Source organism: Stenotrophomonas sp. STEN021, assembly GCF_056760175.1.
On record NZ_JBRREH010000022.1, the window covers coordinates 1 to 17,635 of the forward strand.

15 protein-coding genes are annotated in these 17,635 nt (G+C 63.4%); 4 read left to right on the top strand and 11 right to left on the bottom strand.

The window, feature by feature from the left end:
* Positions 1–167: 167 nt before the first annotated feature.
* From ACVOL0_RS06770 to ACVOL0_RS06785, 4 genes are all read right to left on the bottom strand, one after another.
* Complete coding sequence (locus ACVOL0_RS06770) at positions 168–1,172, bottom strand: class I fructose-bisphosphate aldolase (protein WP_481548463.1); 1,005 nt, start codon at positions 1,170–1,172, stop codon at positions 168–170.
* Between the two features lie 164 nt (positions 1,173–1,336).
* Complete coding sequence (pyk, locus tag ACVOL0_RS06775; RefSeq protein ID WP_481548464.1) at positions 1,337–2,803, bottom strand: pyruvate kinase; 1,467 nt, start codon at positions 2,801–2,803, stop codon at positions 1,337–1,339.
* Positions 2,804–3,249: 446 nt separating this feature from the next.
* Positions 3,250–3,894, bottom strand: coding sequence for an HAD-IA family hydrolase (locus ACVOL0_RS06780; protein WP_481548465.1), 645 nt, complete (start codon positions 3,892–3,894; stop codon positions 3,250–3,252).
* Positions 3,891–5,069, bottom strand: a complete 1,179-nt coding sequence (locus ACVOL0_RS06785; protein WP_481548466.1) for a phosphoglycerate kinase — start codon at positions 5,067–5,069, stop codon at positions 3,891–3,893. The genes ACVOL0_RS06780 and ACVOL0_RS06785 overlap by 4 nt, the downstream gene beginning before the upstream one ends.
* An 81-nt stretch (positions 5,070–5,150) precedes the next feature.
* Between ACVOL0_RS06785 and ACVOL0_RS06790 the strand changes: the two genes are divergently transcribed.
* Positions 5,151–5,705: a GNAT family N-acetyltransferase gene (locus ACVOL0_RS06790; RefSeq protein ID WP_481548467.1), complete on the top strand. Its 555-nt coding sequence runs from the start codon at positions 5,151–5,153 to the stop codon at positions 5,703–5,705.
* A gap of 215 nt (positions 5,706–5,920) precedes the next feature.
* Here ACVOL0_RS06790 and ACVOL0_RS06795 read toward each other — a convergent pair whose 3' ends face one another.
* The 6 genes from ACVOL0_RS06795 to ACVOL0_RS06820 form a co-directional block, all read right to left on the bottom strand.
* Positions 5,921–6,364 (bottom strand): hypothetical protein, encoded by a 444-nt coding sequence (locus ACVOL0_RS06795; protein ID WP_481548468.1) that lies wholly within the window; start codon positions 6,362–6,364, stop codon positions 5,921–5,923.
* A gap of 82 nt (positions 6,365–6,446) precedes the next feature.
* Positions 6,447–6,917 (bottom strand): DUF4279 domain-containing protein, encoded by a 471-nt coding sequence (locus ACVOL0_RS06800; RefSeq protein WP_481548469.1) that lies wholly within the window; start codon positions 6,915–6,917, stop codon positions 6,447–6,449.
* A 54-nt stretch (positions 6,918–6,971) separates the two neighbouring features.
* Positions 6,972–8,366 (bottom strand): serine hydrolase domain-containing protein, encoded by a 1,395-nt coding sequence (locus ACVOL0_RS06805; protein ID WP_481548470.1) that lies wholly within the window; start codon positions 8,364–8,366, stop codon positions 6,972–6,974.
* Positions 8,367–8,598: 232 nt separating this feature from the next.
* Positions 8,599–9,984: a DUF3999 domain-containing protein gene (locus tag ACVOL0_RS06810; protein ID WP_481548471.1), complete on the bottom strand. Its 1,386-nt coding sequence runs from the start codon at positions 9,982–9,984 to the stop codon at positions 8,599–8,601.
* Positions 9,981–12,731 carry a DUF2339 domain-containing protein gene (locus tag ACVOL0_RS06815; RefSeq protein ID WP_481548472.1) on the bottom strand — a complete coding sequence of 917 codons (2,751 nt, stop codon included), beginning with the start codon at positions 12,729–12,731 and terminating at the stop codon, positions 9,981–9,983. The genes ACVOL0_RS06810 and ACVOL0_RS06815 overlap by 4 nt, the downstream gene beginning before the upstream one ends.
* A 311-nt stretch (positions 12,732–13,042) precedes the next feature.
* Positions 13,043–13,456: a winged helix-turn-helix transcriptional regulator gene (locus ACVOL0_RS06820; RefSeq protein WP_481548473.1), complete on the bottom strand. Its 414-nt coding sequence runs from the start codon at positions 13,454–13,456 to the stop codon at positions 13,043–13,045.
* A 105-nt stretch (positions 13,457–13,561) separates the two neighbouring features.
* Between ACVOL0_RS06820 and ACVOL0_RS06825 the strand changes: the two genes are divergently transcribed.
* Complete coding sequence (locus ACVOL0_RS06825) at positions 13,562–14,602, top strand: pirin family protein (protein ID WP_481548474.1); 1,041 nt, start codon at positions 13,562–13,564, stop codon at positions 14,600–14,602.
* Between the two features lie 185 nt (positions 14,603–14,787).
* Here ACVOL0_RS06825 and gap read toward each other — a convergent pair whose 3' ends face one another.
* Complete coding sequence (gap, locus tag ACVOL0_RS06830) at positions 14,788–15,789, bottom strand: type I glyceraldehyde-3-phosphate dehydrogenase (protein ID WP_282268943.1); 1,002 nt, start codon at positions 15,787–15,789, stop codon at positions 14,788–14,790.
* A gap of 210 nt (positions 15,790–15,999) precedes the next feature.
* On the opposite strand from gap, the gene ACVOL0_RS06835 reads away from it, so the two are divergent.
* Together ACVOL0_RS06835 and ACVOL0_RS06840 are read left to right on the top strand one after the other, a co-directional pair.
* Entirely contained in the window at positions 16,000–16,647 is a 648-nt protein-coding gene (locus ACVOL0_RS06835; protein ID WP_481548475.1) for an OmpW/AlkL family protein, read from the top strand.
* 129 nt (positions 16,648–16,776) lie between these two features.
* Entirely contained in the window at positions 16,777–17,601 is an 825-nt protein-coding gene (locus tag ACVOL0_RS06840; RefSeq protein WP_481548476.1) for a S1/P1 nuclease, read from the top strand.
* Positions 17,602–17,635: the final 34 nt, after the last annotated feature.

Below are 17,635 nucleotides of genomic sequence, written 5' to 3' on the forward strand. Positions count from 1 at the left end.
CGGCTCTACGCCCCCTCCCTTTGGCGCAGCCAAGGGGAGGGCTGGGGAGGGGTGGCTTCTGACTGGCTGATGCGGTCGGGGCTTCGCGGCTTACGCCGCTCCTACAAAACAAACAAAAAACGCCGGCTTCTGGCCGGCGTTTTGTTCAACTCACGCAGGTTGGCCTATCAGCCTTCCCACTTGCCCTGTGCAGCCAGGCCGTTTTCCTTGGCACGCTCGAACACGGTCTTCTGCGCGGCAGCGTAGTTGCCCTTCATGTCCTTGGCCCACAGCTTCAGTGCAGCCTGCTGCATCGCGCGGCCATAGGAGAAGCTCAGCGGCCACGGCAGGGTGCCGACCTGGTTCATGGCGTTGAGGTGAGCGGTGGACTGCTCGTCGCTCTGGCCGCCGGACAGGAACACCACGCCCGGCAGGATCGCCGGCACGGTCGACTTCAGGCACATCACGGTGGACTCGGCCACTTCCTCGACATCCACCTGCTCGTCGCAGGTCTTGCCCGGGATGACCATCGAGGCCTTCAGGATGGTGCCTTCCAGCACCACGTTCTGCTGGTACAGCGCGTCGAACAGCGAGCGCAGCGTGGCTTCGGTGACTTCGTAGCAGGTCTCGATGTCGTGGTCGCCGTCCATGATCACTTCCGGCTCGACCATCGGCACCAGGCCGCATTCCTGGCACAGGGCGGCATAACGGGCCAGCGCGTGGGCGTTGGACTCGATGCAGGTGCCCGACGGCATGCTTTCGCCGATGTTGATCACCGCACGCCACTTGGCGAAACGCGCGCCCAGCTTGTAGTACTCCTGCAGGCGCTCACGCAGGCCGTCCAGGCCTTCGGTCACCAGCTCACCGGGGCAGCCGGCCAGCGGGTGCGCACCCTTGTCGACCTTGATGCCCGGGATCATCCCGTTGTCGGCCATGAACTTGGCGAACGGCACGCCGTCCTTGGTCGACTGGCGAATGGTTTCGTCGTACAGGATGGCGCCGGAGATGTGCTCGTTGAGCTTCGGCGTGGTCAGCAGCAGTTCGCGGTAGGCACGACGGTTTTCTTCCGTGTTCTCGATGCCGACGCTTGCGAAGCGCTTGGCAATCGTACCGGTGGATTCGTCAATGGCGATGATGCCCTTGCCCGGGGCAACCATGGCCTGGGCGGTTTCAGCCAGCAGTTCGATGCTCATGAGGTTCCTGTGACAGCGTGCGGGAAAACCCGGATTATAGCCCGGCACGCTCACCGGCTGGCTGCCCGCAAGGTCTGGAACCGGTTTCAGTGTGTCAGGTCAGGACAAAACCTGTCCGCTCCGATCAACTTGTGACCGGAGCGGTGGCTTGTTGCTGGCGTCGCTTACAGGTCGCCCAGACCGCTGGCGCGGCCGTCGTTACCCACTTCCAGCAGACGCAGGGTATTGGTGGCGCCATGGGTTTCCATGTGCTCGCCACTGGTGAACACCACGCGATCACCCGCCTGCAGCAGGTTGGACTCGACCAGCAGACGGATGCTGCCGCGCGCCGCTTCGCGCGGGGTGAAACCACGGCTGTCGAAGTTGATCGGGAACACGTCACGCATCAGCGCCATCTGCCGGCGCGCACCGTCATGGCGGGTGACCGCGTAGATCGGCGACTTGGCGCGGAAGCGCGACAGGTAACGCGCGGTGCCACCGGATTCGGTCATCGCCACGATGGCGCGCACGCCCACGTGCTGGGCCAGGAACATGGTGCCCATGGCGATGGCCTGGTCGGCACGCTCCAGGTTGCGCGGCGAGGCATTGAAGTCGGTCTCGGTCTGGAACTGGCGCTCGGCACCGAGACAGATGCGGGCCATCGCCTCGACCGCCTTGACCGGATAGGCACCGGCCGCGGTTTCGGCCGACAGCATCACCGCGTCGGTACCGTCGATGACCGAGTTGGCCACGTCCAGCACCTCGGCACGGGTCGGGATCGGGCTTTCCACCATCGATTGCAGCATCTGCGTAGCGGTGATGACCACCTTGTTCTGCGCCAGCGAGGCCTTGATGATCTTCTTCTGCAGACCCGGCAGCTCGGCGTCGCCGATTTCCACGCCCAGGTCGCCACGCGCCACCATCACCACATCGCTGGCGTCGACGATCTCTTCCAGGTTCTCGATGGCCTCGGTGCGCTCGATCTTGGACACCAGCGCGGCGTAGCAGCCATGCGACTCGGCGATCTCACGCGCATCGTTCATGTCCTGCGCATTGCGGCAGAACGAGACGGCGATGAAGTCGACGCCGATCTTGGCGACGATGCCGATCAGCTCCTTGTCGCGCTCGGTCAGCGCACCCAGCGACAGGCCACCGCCCTGCTTGTTCAACCCCTTGCGGTCGGACAGCACGCCATCGTTGAGCACGGTATTGATGATGCGCTCGCCCTGTACTTCCACGACCTGCAGCTGCATCAGGCCATCGTCGAGCAGCAGCACGTCGCCCGGCGCCACGTCCTGCGGCAGGCCGAGGTAGCTCACGCCCACCTGGCTGGTGTCACCGGCCGGTGCCGAGGTGCTGGCGATCAGGTCGAAACGGTCACCGGCCTTCAGCGTGATCTTGCCTTCGGCAAAACGCTCGATGCGGATCTTCGGGCCTGGCAGGTCAGCCAGGATGCCGACTTCCACGCCCACGCGCTGGGCAGCGGCACGCACGTCGGCGGCACGCTTGGCCTGGCCGGACGGATCGCCGTGGGAGAAGTTCAGACGCACAACATTGACGCCGGCGCGGAATAGATCGTCCAGCACCCCTGGCGCGTCAGTTGCCGGCCCGAGGGTGGCGAGGATCTTGGTGCGGCGCTGACGTTCAATCATTGTGCGTGGTCTCCCTAATAGACCGCCGAAAGTAGCACATCCATTGCATGACAACGATGTCGCATACGATTTCATTCGACACTTTCTGCTGTGTCCCAAAGACAGGCCAGACAGTCGATCTGGACATACCGTACGGTATGACAACGCGGGACCTATAGCTGACTTGCATAGGTCAATAAGCCAGGGAGATAGCTCAGCACGCGAATGTTGCTGTTGCGTGTTGGCACGCGGGGAAGATGTGCTGCTTTGCAGCAAGAAAAGCTGGCAGTGAAGACATGCCGAAGACATCGGGTGACAAGTGGTGCCGGGGAGGCGGCCAATGCCTGGAGCTCCCCCCACACCTTTCAGGCCGTCATTCCCGCGCAGGCGGGAATGACAAATCTTTTTTCCTGCGTTCAGTACATCGCGGCTCCGAATGCGGAAGCCGCGAAAACCCAAACCCTCAATCAACCGCGCAGCACCGCCGCCAACTCATCCGGCGTAGCCGCCAACGCGCCAGCCCCGGCAGCCTGCAACTCTTCGCGGCCACCAAAGCCCCACAGCACGCCGACATTGCGCATGCCGTGGTGACGTGCGCCTTCGATGTCCATGCGGCGGTCGCCGATCATCCAGCACTGCGGCGCCTGCAATTGCAGACGCTGCAAGGCCTCGGCGATCAACTCCGGCTTGTGGCTGCGCGAACCATCTTCGGTCGCGCCGATGATGTCCTCGAAGCAGCCACCAAACGGCAGGTGCTCGACGATGCGCCGCGCATGCGGCTCGTTCTTGGCGGTGACCACGGCCAGCCGATGGCCGGCCGCGTGCAGGCCCTGCACCACATCACCGATACCGGCGTAGATGTCGTGCTCCTTCCAGCCGTGCTCATCGAAGCGCTCGCGGTACAACTCCACCGCCCGCTCCACGCGCAGGGCGTCACCGAACAAGGGCTTGAAGCTGGTACGCAGCGCCGGGCCGATCCACTTGCGCAGCTCAGCATCGCCTGGCACCGGTTGATCCATCTGCTCCAGCGCATAGGCCACGCAGCGGGTGATGCCGACGGCCGAATCAATCAGCGTGCCGTCGAGATCGAAGAAGAAAACATCGCGGCTCACGAGCCGCGCGCCTCCAATGCTGCCACCGCCGGCAAGGTCTTGCCTTCCAGGAACTCCAGGAACGCGCCGCCGCCGGTAGAGATGTAGCTCACCTGCTTGGCGATGCCGTACTTGTCGACCGCAGCCAGGGTATCGCCACCGCCGGCAATCGAGAACGCACTGGAACTGGCGATGGCCTTGGCCAGCGCTTCCGTACCCTTGCCGAACGCGTCGAACTCGAACACGCCAACCGGGCCGTTCCAGACCACGGTGCCGGCCTTGGCGATCAGCTCGGCATACTGCGCAGCTGTCTGCGGGCCGATATCCAGAATCATGTCATCGGCGCCAACGGCATCAACCGCCTTGATCGTGGCCGGAGCGTCAGCCGCGAATGCGGGCGCCACCACAACATCGGTCGGCAGCGGGATCTCGGCACCACGTGCCTTGGCGTCGGCATCGATCTTGCGCGCGGTGTCGAGCAGGTCGTTCTCGACCAGCGACTTGCCCACGCCATGGCCTTCGGCCGCGATGAAGGTGTTGGCGATGCCGCCACCGACGATCAGCTGGTCGACCTTGCCGACCAGGCTGGACAGCAGCTCCAGCTTGGTCGAGACCTTGGAGCCGGCCACGATCGCCAGCAGCGGGCGCGCCGGGTTGGCCAGCGCCTTGTCCAGCGCGTCCAGTTCGGCCATCAGCAGCGGGCCGCCGGCAGCGACCGGAGCGAAGCGGATCACGCCATGGGTCGAGGCCTGCGCGCGGTGCGCGGTGCCGAAGGCATCCATCACGAACACGTCGCACAGCGCGGCGTACTTCTGCGACAGCGCCTCGTCGTCCTTGCCCTCACCCACGTTCATGCGGCAGTTTTCCAGCAGCACGATCTGGCCCGGAGCCACATCAACGCCGTCGACCCAGTCCTTGACCAGCGGCACGTCCACGCCCAGCAGCTCGGACAGACGCTTGGCCACCGGCGCCAGCGAATCGGCTTCGCTCCACACGCCTTCCTTGGGACGGCCCAGGTGCGAGGTCACCAACACAGCGGCGCCCTTCTCCAGTGCCAGCTTCAGGGTCGGCAGCGAGGCGGTGATGCGCTGCTCGGAGGTGATCTTGCCGCTCTCGTCGATTGGCACGTTCAGATCCTGGCGGATCAGTACGCGCTTGCCGGAAAGGTCGAGGTCGGTCATGCGAACGATGGACATGGCAGGATCAGCTCCGCAAAGATGGGGGAAACCGCAATTCTCGCCCGCCCTGCCTGATGGGGCAAACCCAAGGTGCACCGGATGTCACCACGCCTGCCGCAACCCGAGCTGTCCAGCCCCCGCCTGCGCCTGCGCGAAGTCCGGGATGGCGACGCTGCAGCGCTGTTCGCCATTCATGGCGATGCGCGGGTGATGCGCTACTGGAGCTACCCGGCCTGGACCGAACTGGAACAGGCCGAACAGAAGATCGCCGACATCCAGCGCCAGCGCCGCGAACTGGACATGCTGGTCTGGGCCATTGCCGACGCGGACACTGACCTGTTGATAGGCAGCAGCGCCATCTTCTACATGGACCTGATACAGGCACGTGCCGAGATCGGTTACAGCCTGCATCCCGACTGGCAGGGCCGTGGCCTGGCCAGCGAAGCCCTGCAGCTGGTACTGGGCTACGTGTTCAACGAACTGGGGCTGCGCCGCATCGAAGCCGACATCGACCCCCGCAACCTGCCCTCCTGTCGCCTGGTGGAAAGGCTCGGCTTCGTCCATGAAGGCCTGCTCCGCGAGCGCTGGCAGGTAAACGGCGAAATCTGCGACAGCGCCATCTACGGCCTGCTGCGCCAGGACTTCAAACTGTAGTGCCGAGCCATGCTCGGCTGGGGGCGTCACCAGCAACCCACACTACCTGTGGGAGCGGCGTAAGCCGCGAAGCTGGTAGTACAGAAGCTGCCTGAACTGACGGCAATTGCAACTGTCTTTCCAGCGTTCTTTGCACCAGCTTCGCGGCTCACGCTGCTCCCACAAGTGCATCGAGAAAGCCCCTGCCGAGCATGGCTCGGCACTACGGCTGGTATCTAAGGCAGCCTCTTGGCGCGCAATGGAATCTTTCCCAGCGCGCAGAACACCGCGGTCACACCGAAGCTGCACCAACTACCGACGGATAATCCGGAAAGCAGATCATGCGACCCTGGTGCCTGTGCACTTCCAGAAACAGACCAGGCAGCCCATAGCCCGCCACCCAGCAACGTGGTGAAGAAGCACAACCGCACAGCATCCAGCCGGCGCGCCCAATAGAGCAACGCCATCACCGGAATGCATATGAACAGCAGACCGATGTAACCGAAGGCTACCGAGACAATCGCAACCAAGGGCGAAAGCAAGGCTAGATCAAACGAGGTAAAAGGCCCCGACAAACTGACGCCAAGCCCGGTCAGCGCGAACAGTGGCGTAAACAGCGGCGCGGCGAACGCCAGTTCGTCAGGCGAAGGACCTTCCAGCTGCGGAGATCTTCTGGACATGGCTATTCAGACCTGTCGGGTGTTGTGAAAAGCGGCTGCCCGCGCAGACCACTCACCAGCGCAACTCCTGGCTCAGCAGAAGTCACGGCCGCGCAGACGAAGTCCCTTCCAGGCGTAGCTCGTCACTACGACCTCGGGCTTCATCCAGATAATCGTAGATATCCAGCTCCAACCCAATGCCGCGCATCGTCAACTGCAAGAGAATTTCCGATGGGAGCACCAGACCATCATTTGATGAGCCCATGAAAATCCCACAGAAGAAATCCATGCTGTACCTGTTGCCGAGCAACTTCCACGTGGCAAGGTCAGACGTCATCCTCCCAAGCAGCTCCGTGATCTGCGCCGCGACATCCTCAGGCGACCGATCAACGGAACACAGCTTCCATCGCCCGGTTGGTTCGACGTACTTCAGCTTATCGTTCCCAATGACACGAACATCCCCTTTTGCTGCAGCCGAGGTTGGATCACAGCAAAGCAGCGCTGATAATTCGGCTGGCAGCAGATCGTCTCCGAACACACGAAATGTGACCACGGAATTCTCGGCAGTGCTCATTCGATATTCCTCAAGTATTTGACCTTAGGCCATGGAATCCATTGATCAGGGAAATCACAACGGCAGGCGATGCACGATGAAGTTCACCACATTCTCCATCGCGCCCGGATCAACATTGCTCAAGCCGATCACCACGTAGCCCGACTCAGGCAGCACCACCAATGACGTATTCGCGCCTGGCGCGCCGCCTTCGTGCCCGTACTGCCGCTCCGCGCCCTGTCCACTGACCATGAAGCCATAGCCGTACCACCCCTTGTTGTTCTGCGGTGATGTGGCCAACGCCAATGACTCAGGCGAGATCAGCCGACCAGCACGCAGTGCTTCGGCAAACTTCAGCATGTCGCCAAGCGTGCTGTAGCCACCGCCGGCCGACGTGCCTCGCCACGGCAGCGTTTTGGTTTCCTGCACCCACTTTCCGTCAAGCTTGGCATAGGCGATCGCGCGCCCGGGAACTGCTGCGGACTCCGGCTCCGAGCCGGTCGCGCCCATTCCAGCTGGCTGATAGATATGCTGATCCACGTAGCCGTAATACGACTGCCCGCTAACCGCCTCGATGATCGAGCCGAGCAGGATATAGCCGTAGTTTGAATAACCATCCTCAGTCCCGGGGGGCGAGCTCGGCGGCGCGGCACTGGCGAGGCTCCAGTAGTCGTTCAATGTCCGCAACGATTGCGAACGCTTTTCGAACTCCTCGCCGAACACATCACCCAGCCCGCTGGTGTGATTGAGCAGCTGGCGGATGCTGATTGCCCTGGCCACTTCCTGGTTCGGATAGTTCTCCAAGTGTGTGGCAATCGTGTCATCCAGCGACAACTTTCCCGCATCCTGCAACTGCAGGATGGTCACGGCAGTGAACATCTTGTTCAAGGAGGCCAGTCGGAACCGGGTTGTTTCATCGACTCCAACAGCGCGCTCGCGATCTGCGGCACCGCCATGCCAGGCCAACAGAACCTTGCCGTTCTTCGCCACCAGCAGTGCACCAGACAAGCTGTCGGCTGCACGCGCTGCATCCAGTCTTGCCTTGCCTGCGGCCAGCACCTGATTCAGGGGCATCCGCTGCGGCTTGAACTCATCCGGCAAGTCCGTCCCTTCCAGCTGCAACTTGGTGACATCAAACGGATCCGCAGGATCCATCTCCAGCGTCGCCAGCACCCCGCGGTCGGTCATCTCCGACAGCAGGATCAGCTGCGCGCTTTCCGCCGTGCTGGATTTGACGCCCAACAGTTTGAACGTCCCCAGTGATTGGCGGATATCCAGAAAGCGCTGCGCCTCCTGGCCAACCTTGTAGTCGACCAGGAACGTCTGCAGCGCATCGCGCTCACCGCTGTTATATGCAGCAAGCCACAAATTGAAGACCTGCTCGGCATGGGCATCATGCAGCGGCTGCCTGGCAGCGGCGGCGGTCGAAAAACCAAGCAGAACTGCAACCGCAAATGACTTCAAACGCATAAGCCAACCAATCCTTTCCATTGCCGACGACACCTGTAGTGCCGAGCCATGCTCGGCAGGAGCACTACCGACACATCCCGACTGTAGGAGCGGCATCAGCCGCGAAGCAGATAAACCAATAAAGCAAAAAACCAACCCCTCCCCGGCCCTCCCCTTCGCTGTGCGAAAGGGAGGGCGGCAGGTCGGTCAGGCGTACTGGGAAAGCCTCTGCCGAGCATGGCCCGGCACTACCTCAGGTCTCTTTCTTTTCTGCGCGGCTGCTGCGAATCAGGCTGAATGCGAAACCCGCCACCGCCAACGCCCCCAGTACCAATACCACCCACAGCACGATGTTCTTCCAATCGCGCGGTGCCTCGGCCTGCTGATAGGCAGTATCACCGGCACGCTGCGCTCCGGCCCCCAGCGTCGCTGCGGCAGGCTGCCATTGCGGGCCGTTGTGTGCGCGCAAGGCCGCCAACATCGGGTCCAACGCTGACTGCGCCTTGCCTTCATCCGCGCTGCCTGCAACCAGCAGGTAAGGCGCACGCCCCTGTGCAAGGAACACCACGCTGCCGGGGCGATAACCCAGACGCAACGCTGGCGCGGCAGCAGGTACCGCGCCAGGCTCGGCCTGCAGGCGCCACTGCCGGTCATCAACGATGCCCGAGGTCTCCAGCGGCGGAGAGCGCTGTTGCTTGCCAGCCTGACTCAGGTTCCACGCATTCCAGCCACTGGTCAGCGTTTGCCAGACCGGTTCGCCGTTGTCAGCGCGCGTGCGGTCCTCATCGCGACTGGATACCGTCCAGCTCACCGCGCTGTTCGGCGGCATCACCACATCCAGGCGCTGCACCGGGAATCGACCCTGCAGGCGGTACAGATATCCATCCTGGCCATTGCCACCGGCAGCCGCCTGCAATTCCTGCCACTGCCAGTCGCCGACCTCGATCGCATCGGCGAATTCACCCCGCAGACCCTGCAGCTGCGGCGCGCCGCCGCGCTGCAGAGGTACCAGACGCAGATAGCGGAGGCCCGATTCAACCTTGATGCCGTTGCTGCGCAGCTCGTTGCCCTGGTTGCGCAATTGCACCAGCCGCACCTGCGGATCCAGCACCTGCCAGCCGCGCAGGTCATCGCTACCTTCGAGGCGATAGCCCAGATCCAGCGTCGCTGTGGTGTCACTCCAATCCACCAGCAGTTTGTGCAGCTTGCCTGCCTCGCCACCAAGATCGATCAGCCATACCGGATCAGCGCTACCAGCCACAGGCGCCGCGCCCACGGAATTGCGGATCGACACCACTTTGCCAGCGGTATCGCGTTCCACCACGACGCTCAGGTCGTCATCACCGCCGACGCTGGCCGCAGGCAATGCAAACCATTGCAACGGGGCGATACGCACTGCGCCGCCGAGTGGCACTGCGGCGGCGTACACCGCACTGGCCACCGGCTTGCCATCGGCATCGATCACCCGCACATCACGCAGGTCGCGCCAGTGCACAGCTGAATACACGGACGCATCCAACGGCACCCGGTAGGCGCCAGCATCCGCCTGCGACAGCTGCAGCGGCCATTGCCGGGCAAAGTCATCGGCTGCGACAGCACTGAAAGGCAGCAACGCCAGTACCAGCAGGCGCTTGATCATACGGTTGTTTCCTCATTGTTTGTTTCAGCACCTGAGCGTCGTGGCGGCGCTGGCGCCAGCCAGCCGACCAGGGTGCACAGCAGACCGTAGGCGATGAAGGCACCGATACCCAGCAGATCGCCGAGATTGCCGCGATCGATCAGCAGCAGCTTTGCCAGCACCACACTCATCAGGATCGCACCGGCCAACCACAGCCCCCATTGGCCGCGCCGCGAGCCGCTGATCCAGCCAATCACACCCAGCAGGCTCCAGACCACGGTCAGGCTGGTCTGCGCCAACTTGGTGCCAAGCAGACTGTCGCTCCACGGCACATCACCCCAGTGATGCACGGCGCGCAGCGTCATCACCGTCACCAACACCAGCGCGGCCACCGCCGTGCCCACCAATTGCATCGGCAATACCGCCCCGCCACCGTTCTGCCGCAGGCGCATCGCCAGCAGGGCAAGCACCGCGATCTCCGCGAGTTCCAGCGGATTGAGTACGACGATCCAAGGCAATGGCGCAGCCGAACCTGCACTGGCCAACGATGTCAGCCACCACAGACCAAGTGCCGCGAACACGGCGATCTGCAAAGCCTTGCGATAGCCATCAAACGCCGCCCCCAAGGGCTGTGACAACCACGCCCAGCGATACATGGACAACACCGCAAGCAGCAGCCACGGCAGCGCCAGCAACATGCCCACCCAGCCCTCGGCCAGTGCGAAGCGGTCGCCGATATGCCAGGCCAACAGCGACAGCACGGTCGGCCACAGCAGCCACCAGGCCAGCTGCGCCAAACCGGCAACCGTGCCGCTGCCAGCGCGCAGGCACATCAGGCTGCGCACACCCAAGGCAGCAAAGATCGCCCAGGCAATCGCTCCGTAGCCCGCGAACGGCTGCCCGTACTCGGACACCTGCAGGAAGGCGAGCGGGAACGCCATCACCAGAGAACCGAGAGTGGTCAAGGACAGCGCCAACGCAGGTGCGCGCCGTTGCACTTCCGCCGCCAGCCAACCGGTCACACCGAGTAGCAGCAAGACTGCATGCAGACGACTGTCGACTTCGACAAAATCGCCAATCTCCAGGATCACATTGCCCAACCACCAGGCCAGCGCCCACAGGTAAGCCACCGTTGCTACCTGCAGATTGCCTGCGCTTCGGTACCACCATGCGGTGGCGAAGCCGGCCACGGCGATCAGCAAGGCGCCCATGAAGGCGGCGTTGGCAATGGCAATCGTGGCACTGAGATGGCTGCCGGACACACCAATCGCCAAGGCCCCGGCAGCGGCCAGTTGCAGGCCAAGACCGGTCCAGCGGGCCAGACGACGGTCCTGGGTCAAGCCCAGCCAGACCAGACCCGCACCTTCCAGCGCGAACACCGATGCGGTTGCCTTGGCCGACAAGGCCAAAGGCACCGCCAAGGTGGCGAATCCGACGGCGAGAATGGCATAGCCACGTGCCAGCACATTCATGCGTTCGTTGTTGATCAACGCGCGCGCCAATACTGCGTACAACGCCGCCACGCCCAGTGCACAGAACGCCAAGGGCATGCGATCACCCTGCAGCAAGGCTGCCTGCAACGAGAATGCGACCAGCGGCGTGCCGAACAACAGGCAGCCATCGATGCGCGCACTGCCAGCGCTGCTGGCCTTGCGGGCATACAACAATGGCAACAGCAGATAGAACACGAAGAACAACACCAGGAATGGCTCGGTGCTGTTGAAATTGGCCGGGATGTACTTCAACACGCCCCAAGCCGTGCCAATGCCCCAGGTGAAGACAAACCCCAGCAGGTTGAGGATGCGCCACGGCCGCACCCAGGCGATGGCGAAGATGCCGGCATTGAGCAATGCGTAGTACGAGAACAGGGCCACATGATTGCCGCTGCCATCGGACAACCAGATCGGCGCCATGAAGCCAGCCAGTACACCGAGAATCGCCAGGGTTCTGCTTTCCTGCAGCACCGCCATCACCGACAAGCCGGCAATCAACACCACACTCAACGCAAAAGCGGCGCCAGTGCCGATCATTCCGTGGTTCTTGCAGGCAGAGAACACCACCAGCAACAGGATGCCGATCATGCCCCCCTGCATCGCCAGGGCGAAGGTGCGATGGCTTTCGCGCTTGCGCCAGGCGAATACCAGACCCGCCAGGGCAGCGGCGCTGATGCCGGCCAGACGCAGGCTCGGCGGCACCACGAACCAGCCCTGGTCGCTTGCATACTTCAGCAAGGCAGCGACGCCAGCCAACAGCACCAGCATGCCGACCTTGACCGGTACGTTGCCGCTGGTCAGCCACTGCTTGGCGTAGGCAAGCGCACGCTCGATGAAGTTGGGTTCGGCCGGCTCCGCCGGCTCGGTCCGAGTCCAAACCTGCTCCGGGGGCGGCTCGCGGCGGGCAGGAATCGGCCGACGTGGCTCGCTCGCCAGTGGATCGAGCGGGTCTGGCCGGGGCGGCAACGGCGGTGGTGCTGGCGAGACAGCGACCGGCTCAGCCGCGGTCGGCGGCGATGCCACCGCCAACGGCTCGACAAGGGATTGATCTGAATCGGGCTCAACCTCGGGCTCCGCCCAAGCGTACGGCCGGATGGCCTCGGCGTGCTGCCTGCGTGGTGCGAATTCCGTCTCGCCAGCATCCAATCGCTCCTCCAGTGCAGCCACGCGGCGCTTGAGCGAGGACACTGATACCAAGGCAGCCACCAGCAACACCGGCATCGCCAGTGCGGCCAGTACCAGCAGCACTATCAACAACACCCAACCCTCGTCCATTGATCATCCTTGTGCACCTGAACGTGCTGCATCACCTTATCGGGGTCACCTGAAAACGCAAGGTGTGCTCAGTCAGCTTCAGCCCAGCCCCCGGCAATGCTGTCAGCTTGGGCGTTTGAGCCACCTTGAGCCCCAGACTGCACGTTTCTGGGAGCGGCGTAAGCCGCGAAGCCGCTACATCGTCAGATGGCACATATACCAAGGGTTTCAGCACCCTCAGCTTCGCGGCTTACGCCGCTCCCACACAGAACGCTGCTCGCGCAACACTGGCATCAGCTTGGTTGTCGGGTAGCGAGTGGACAGCATCGGCCTTACAGCGAGGCTTCCCCGGCATCGCGCTGGCGCTCATCGAATTCAGAGCGCGCCTGATCCATCTGCGGCTGGTGCGTCCATGCCCACTGCAGCAAGGCATCGACCGGTTGCAGCAGGGATTTCCCCAGTTCCGTCAGTGCATAGTCCACCTGCGGAGGCACCGTCGGGTAAACATGGCGGTTGACCAGACCATCACGCTCCAGGCCGCGCAGCGTCCGCGCCAGCATGCGCGGCGACACTCCGCTCAACTCACGCCGCAGCTGATTGAAACGGCGTGGTTGTTCGCGCAAGGCGATTACCGCCAACAAGCTCCATTTCTCGCCGACGCGGTCCAGCAGCAGCCGCACCTGCTGGCAATACGCGGCGTCTTCACCCGCCGCTGGGCCAGTATCAGCGGTGTGAGTTGCTGTCATCGGCGTGCCTCCTTGTGGCGTAGAACCGCGCACCCATCAATAGAGCATGTCGACGCAGGTGGACGCCAGCCCACCACTGCGGTCCCAACAACCAAGGAGTCAACGATGTCCAACCTGATCCTCCGCAATGAACCGCTGGGCCGTCCTTGGCCAGGCACCGACCCGTTCCTGTTCTGCGCCCATCACCTGGACCAGTACCCGCAGGCCACCGCCGAACAGGGCGTGGACATGCGCCTGCTGGGCGGGCGGGAGCTCGGACATGACTTCAGTGGCAAAGATGGCTTCAGCATGTACCACGGGGTCAACGTACCGGGCTTCCCTGCGCACCCGCACCGTGGCTTTGAAACCATAACCATCGTTCCGCAGGGCCTGGTGGACCACGCCGATTCGCTGGGCGCGACCGCACGCTACGGCGACGGCGACGTGCAATGGCTTACCGCTGGTGGCGGCACGCAGCATTCGGAAATGTTTCCGCTGCGTTCGCGCGAGCATGGCAATCCACTGGATCTGTACCAGATCTGGCTGAACCTGCCGCCGCAGAGCAAGATGGCCGAGCCGGAGTTTGTGATGCTGTGGGACGAGAACATTCCCAGGTACCGCACCGACGGCGCCGAGGTGAAGGTGATTGCCGGGCGCTATCTTCCACAGGAAGCCGGCCATGCCGAACTGCTGCCGCTGGCGCCCGGGCGCAGTTCCTGGGCGGCCAATCCGCAAGCCGATGTCGCGGTCTGGCAGATCACCCTGGAGCCGGGTGCCTCGGTGACCCTGCCGCCAGCGAACGGGCAAGGTACGCGCCGCACGCTGTACTTCCACGACGGTAGGCAGCTGGATTTGGATGGTGATGCGATCAACGGGCCACGCCTGCTGGAAGTGGTTGCCGGCAGCGCGTTGCCGCTGCACAACAGCGGCGGAGACGTGGTGCAGATCCTGCTGCTGCAGGGCGTACCGATTGGCGCACCAGTGGTGGCGTATGGCCCGTTTGTGATGAATACCGCCGAGGAGATCGAGCAGGCGCGGCGGGACTACGGGCGTACCCAGTTTGGTGGCTGGCCGTGGTCGAGCCATGGGCCGGTGCATCCGGCTGGGCAAGGGCGCTTTGCCAAGCACCCGGGCAAGGATGCGATTGAGTTGCCGCCGGTGAAGTAAGGCCGAACAGAGATTGCACAGCCTGCGACATCGTGTAATCCGGGTAGGCGCAGCGCACCCGGGCTACAGCGCTTCAAGCCAGAGCACCCCTCCCAACCCTCTCCTTCGCCCATGGCGAAAGGGAGGGCTTTGAACGCAGAACGGGCGCCTTTCGGCGCCCGTTCTGATTGCAGCTGTTGCGTGGATCAGGCGGCGACGACGCGCACCATTTCCAGGCACTTGTTGGAATAGCCCCACTCGTTGTCGTACCAGCTGACCAGCTTGACGAAGGTGCCGTCCAGGGCGATACCGGCTTCGGCGTCGAACACGGAGGTGTGGGTCTCGCCACGGAAGTCGGTGGCAACCACCTTGTCTTCGGTGTAACCGAGGATACCCTTCAGCGCGCCTTCGCTCTGCGCCTTCACTTCGGCGCAGATTTCAGCGTAGGTGGCTTCCTTCTCCAGCTCGACGGTCAGGTCGACCACCGACACGTCCGAGGTCGGCACGCGGAAGCTCATGCCGGTCAGCTTCTTGTTCAATTCCGGGATCACCACGCCCACGGCCTTGGCAGCACCGGTGGAGGACGGAATGATGTTTTCCAGGATACCGCGGCCGCCGCGCCAATCCTTGTTGGACGGGCCGTCAACGGTCTTCTGGGTAGCGGTGGCAGCGTGCACGGTGGTCATCAAGCCACGCTTGATGCCCCACTTGTCGTTGATGACCTTGGCCAACGGGGCCAGGCAGTTGGTGGTGCACGAGGCGTTGGAGACGATGCTCTGGCCAGCGTAGGTCTTGTGGTTCACGCCGAACACGAACATCGGCGTGTCGTCCTTGGACGGTGCCGACAGGATCACCTTCTTGGCGCCCGCGTCCAGGTGCTTCTGCGCGGTTTCCTTGGTCAGGAACAGGCCGGTGGATTCGATCACCACGTCCACGCCCACTTCGTCCCACTTCAGGTTGGCCGGGTCACGCTCCTGGGTCAGGCGGATCTTCTTGCCATTGACCAGCAGGTCGCTGCCCGACACTTCCACGTCGGCCTTGAAGCGGCCATGCACGGAGTCGTACTTGAGCATGTAGGCCAGGTAATCCGGCTCCAGCAGATCATTGATGGCCACGATCTCGATGTCGTTGCCGAAATTCAACACTGCCGAACGCAGCACATTGCGTCCGATGCGACCGAAACCGTTGATGCCGACCTTGATTGCCATGTTCACAAGCTCCTGCAGCCGCAAAACCGTTGCGGCGGGGGTGGAAAGGGGACGCCATTCTAGCAGGACAGTTGCCCGCCCCGTGGCCGTCCGCCGAACCTCCCCAGCTGAGCGCCAGCTGAGCGCAAACACCTGTTTGATCAGGATCAAAGCGGTACCCGGGCGCTGGCCGGACACTGGCGCCACCTCCACCAAGCAACGGAATTACACATGCGCAAGACCTCCGCCCTGCTGCTCACCGCCATGGCCGCCGCCGTGTCCTTGGCTGCCGCCGCCCCCGCCATGGCCCAGTCCAAGGGCGATTGGACCCTGGGCGTCGGCGTCCACGCAGTTGACCCGAAGTCCGATGCGGGCGATCTAAATGGCGCCGCACTGGGCCTGGGCAAGCTGTCCACCAAGGTCGACAGCGACGTCAAGCCGACCATCACCTTTGAATACTTCGTCGCTGACAACATCGGCATCGAGGTCCTGGGCGCACTGCCGTTCAAGCACGACGTCAGCATCGACGGTGTCGGCAAGGTTGGCGAAACCAAGCAGCTGCCGCCGGTAGTCTCGCTGCAGTACCACTTCACCAACAGCAGCAAGGTCACCCCGTTCGTCGGCCTGGGCGTGAACTACACCAAGTTCTTCAGCACCGACAGCAAGGGCGCACTGGCTGGCACCAAGCTGAAGCTGGAAGACTCGTGGGGCCTGGCCGCTCATGCCGGCCTGGACTTCGCCGTCAGCGACAAGGGCGCGCTGCGCGTGGACCTGCGCTGGGCCGACATCGACACCAAGGTGAAGGTCAACGGCAACAAGCTGGGCACCGCCAAGATCGATCCGCTGGTGTACGGCGTGGCTTACGTCTTCAAGTTCTGAGGCTGGCCATGGTTGATGGGTAATTGCGTATTGCCCTCCCCCAGCAAACACGCCCCCGGCCACAAGCGGGGGCGTGTTTCGCCATCTGCCGCACGTAGCCCAAGGAGCGGCAGCCGTTAGAATGGCGGCATGAACAAGCTCCATCGTCTCCTGATACCCGCCATCGGCATCGCCATCGCCGTCTCCGCAACCCTCCCCGGCCAGGCACTGGCTTGGGGCGCGCAAGGCCACCGCCTGGTCGCGCGTATTGCCGAAACCCATCTGGACCCGCAGGCCAAGGCCGAAGTCGACCGGCTGCTGGCAAGCGAGCCCGGGGCAACCCTCAGCAGCATCGCCCCTTGGGCCGACCAGCTGCGTGCCAACGACCCCGACCTGGGCAGGAAGTCGGCTGGCTGGCACTACATCAACATGGCCGAGGACGGCTGCATCTACCAGCAGCCCACGCATTGTGCCGATGGCAACTGCGTGGTGGAGGCGCTGAAGGCGCAGTCGGCAATCCTCGCCGACCGCAGCCGTAGCGACGGCGAACGCCTGCAAGCGTTGAAATTCGTGGTGCATCTGGTCGGCGACCTGCACCAACCCCTGCATGCCGGTTATGGCAATGACCGCGGCGGCAACAACTACCAGTTGCAGTTCAATGGCCGTGGTACCAACCTGCATTCGGTCTGGGACAGCGGCATGTTCTACGCACTGCAACTCAACGACGATCAGTTCCTGCAGCGTCTGCTGGCGCTCCCGGCACCAGTCGGCATGCGCGCAACGGACCTGCAGCGCGACCCTGCCTTGTGGGCCGAGCAGACCTGCCGCGTTGCCACCCGCAAGGGCCTGTACCCGGACGGTCACAAGATCGACGAACGTTACACCGCGGTGTGGGAACCGGTTGCGGAAGCACAGCTTCGCCTCGGTGGTGAGCAGCTGGCTGCGCTGCTGAACCGGCTGCTGGATACGCCCTGAACCTCTGATTTCGCGCCGAGCCCTTGCCCGGCGC

Excerpts from the sequence above, each read along its gene's own strand:
- ACVOL0_RS06770 (WP_481548463.1), bottom strand. The coding sequence starts at position 1,172 with ATGAGCATCGAACTGCTGGCTGAAACCGCCCAGGCCATGGTTGCCCCG.
- pyk (WP_481548464.1), bottom strand. The coding sequence starts at position 2,803 with ATGATTGAACGTCAGCGCCGCACCAAGATCCTCGCCACCCTCGGGCCG.
- ACVOL0_RS06785 (WP_481548466.1), bottom strand. The coding sequence starts at position 5,069 with ATGTCCATCGTTCGCATGACCGACCTCGACCTTTCCGGCAAGCGCGTA.
- ACVOL0_RS06790 (WP_481548467.1), top strand. The coding sequence starts at position 5,151 with ATGTCACCACGCCTGCCGCAACCCGAGCTGTCCAGCCCCCGCCTGCGC.
- ACVOL0_RS06795 (WP_481548468.1), bottom strand. The coding sequence starts at position 6,364 with ATGTCCAGAAGATCTCCGCAGCTGGAAGGTCCTTCGCCTGACGAACTG.
- ACVOL0_RS06800 (WP_481548469.1), bottom strand. The coding sequence starts at position 6,917 with ATGAGCACTGCCGAGAATTCCGTGGTCACATTTCGTGTGTTCGGAGAC.
- ACVOL0_RS06805 (WP_481548470.1), bottom strand. The coding sequence starts at position 8,366 with ATGCGTTTGAAGTCATTTGCGGTTGCAGTTCTGCTTGGTTTTTCGACC.
- ACVOL0_RS06810 (WP_481548471.1), bottom strand. The coding sequence starts at position 9,984 with ATGATCAAGCGCCTGCTGGTACTGGCGTTGCTGCCTTTCAGTGCTGTC.
- ACVOL0_RS06815 (WP_481548472.1), bottom strand. The coding sequence starts at position 12,731 with ATGGACGAGGGTTGGGTGTTGTTGATAGTGCTGCTGGTACTGGCCGCA.
- ACVOL0_RS06820 (WP_481548473.1), bottom strand. The coding sequence starts at position 13,456 with ATGACAGCAACTCACACCGCTGATACTGGCCCAGCGGCGGGTGAAGAC.
- ACVOL0_RS06825 (WP_481548474.1), top strand. The coding sequence starts at position 13,562 with ATGTCCAACCTGATCCTCCGCAATGAACCGCTGGGCCGTCCTTGGCCA.
- gap (WP_282268943.1), bottom strand. The coding sequence starts at position 15,789 with ATGGCAATCAAGGTCGGCATCAACGGTTTCGGTCGCATCGGACGCAAT.
- ACVOL0_RS06835 (WP_481548475.1), top strand. The coding sequence starts at position 16,000 with ATGCGCAAGACCTCCGCCCTGCTGCTCACCGCCATGGCCGCCGCCGTG.
- ACVOL0_RS06840 (WP_481548476.1), top strand. The coding sequence starts at position 16,777 with ATGAACAAGCTCCATCGTCTCCTGATACCCGCCATCGGCATCGCCATC.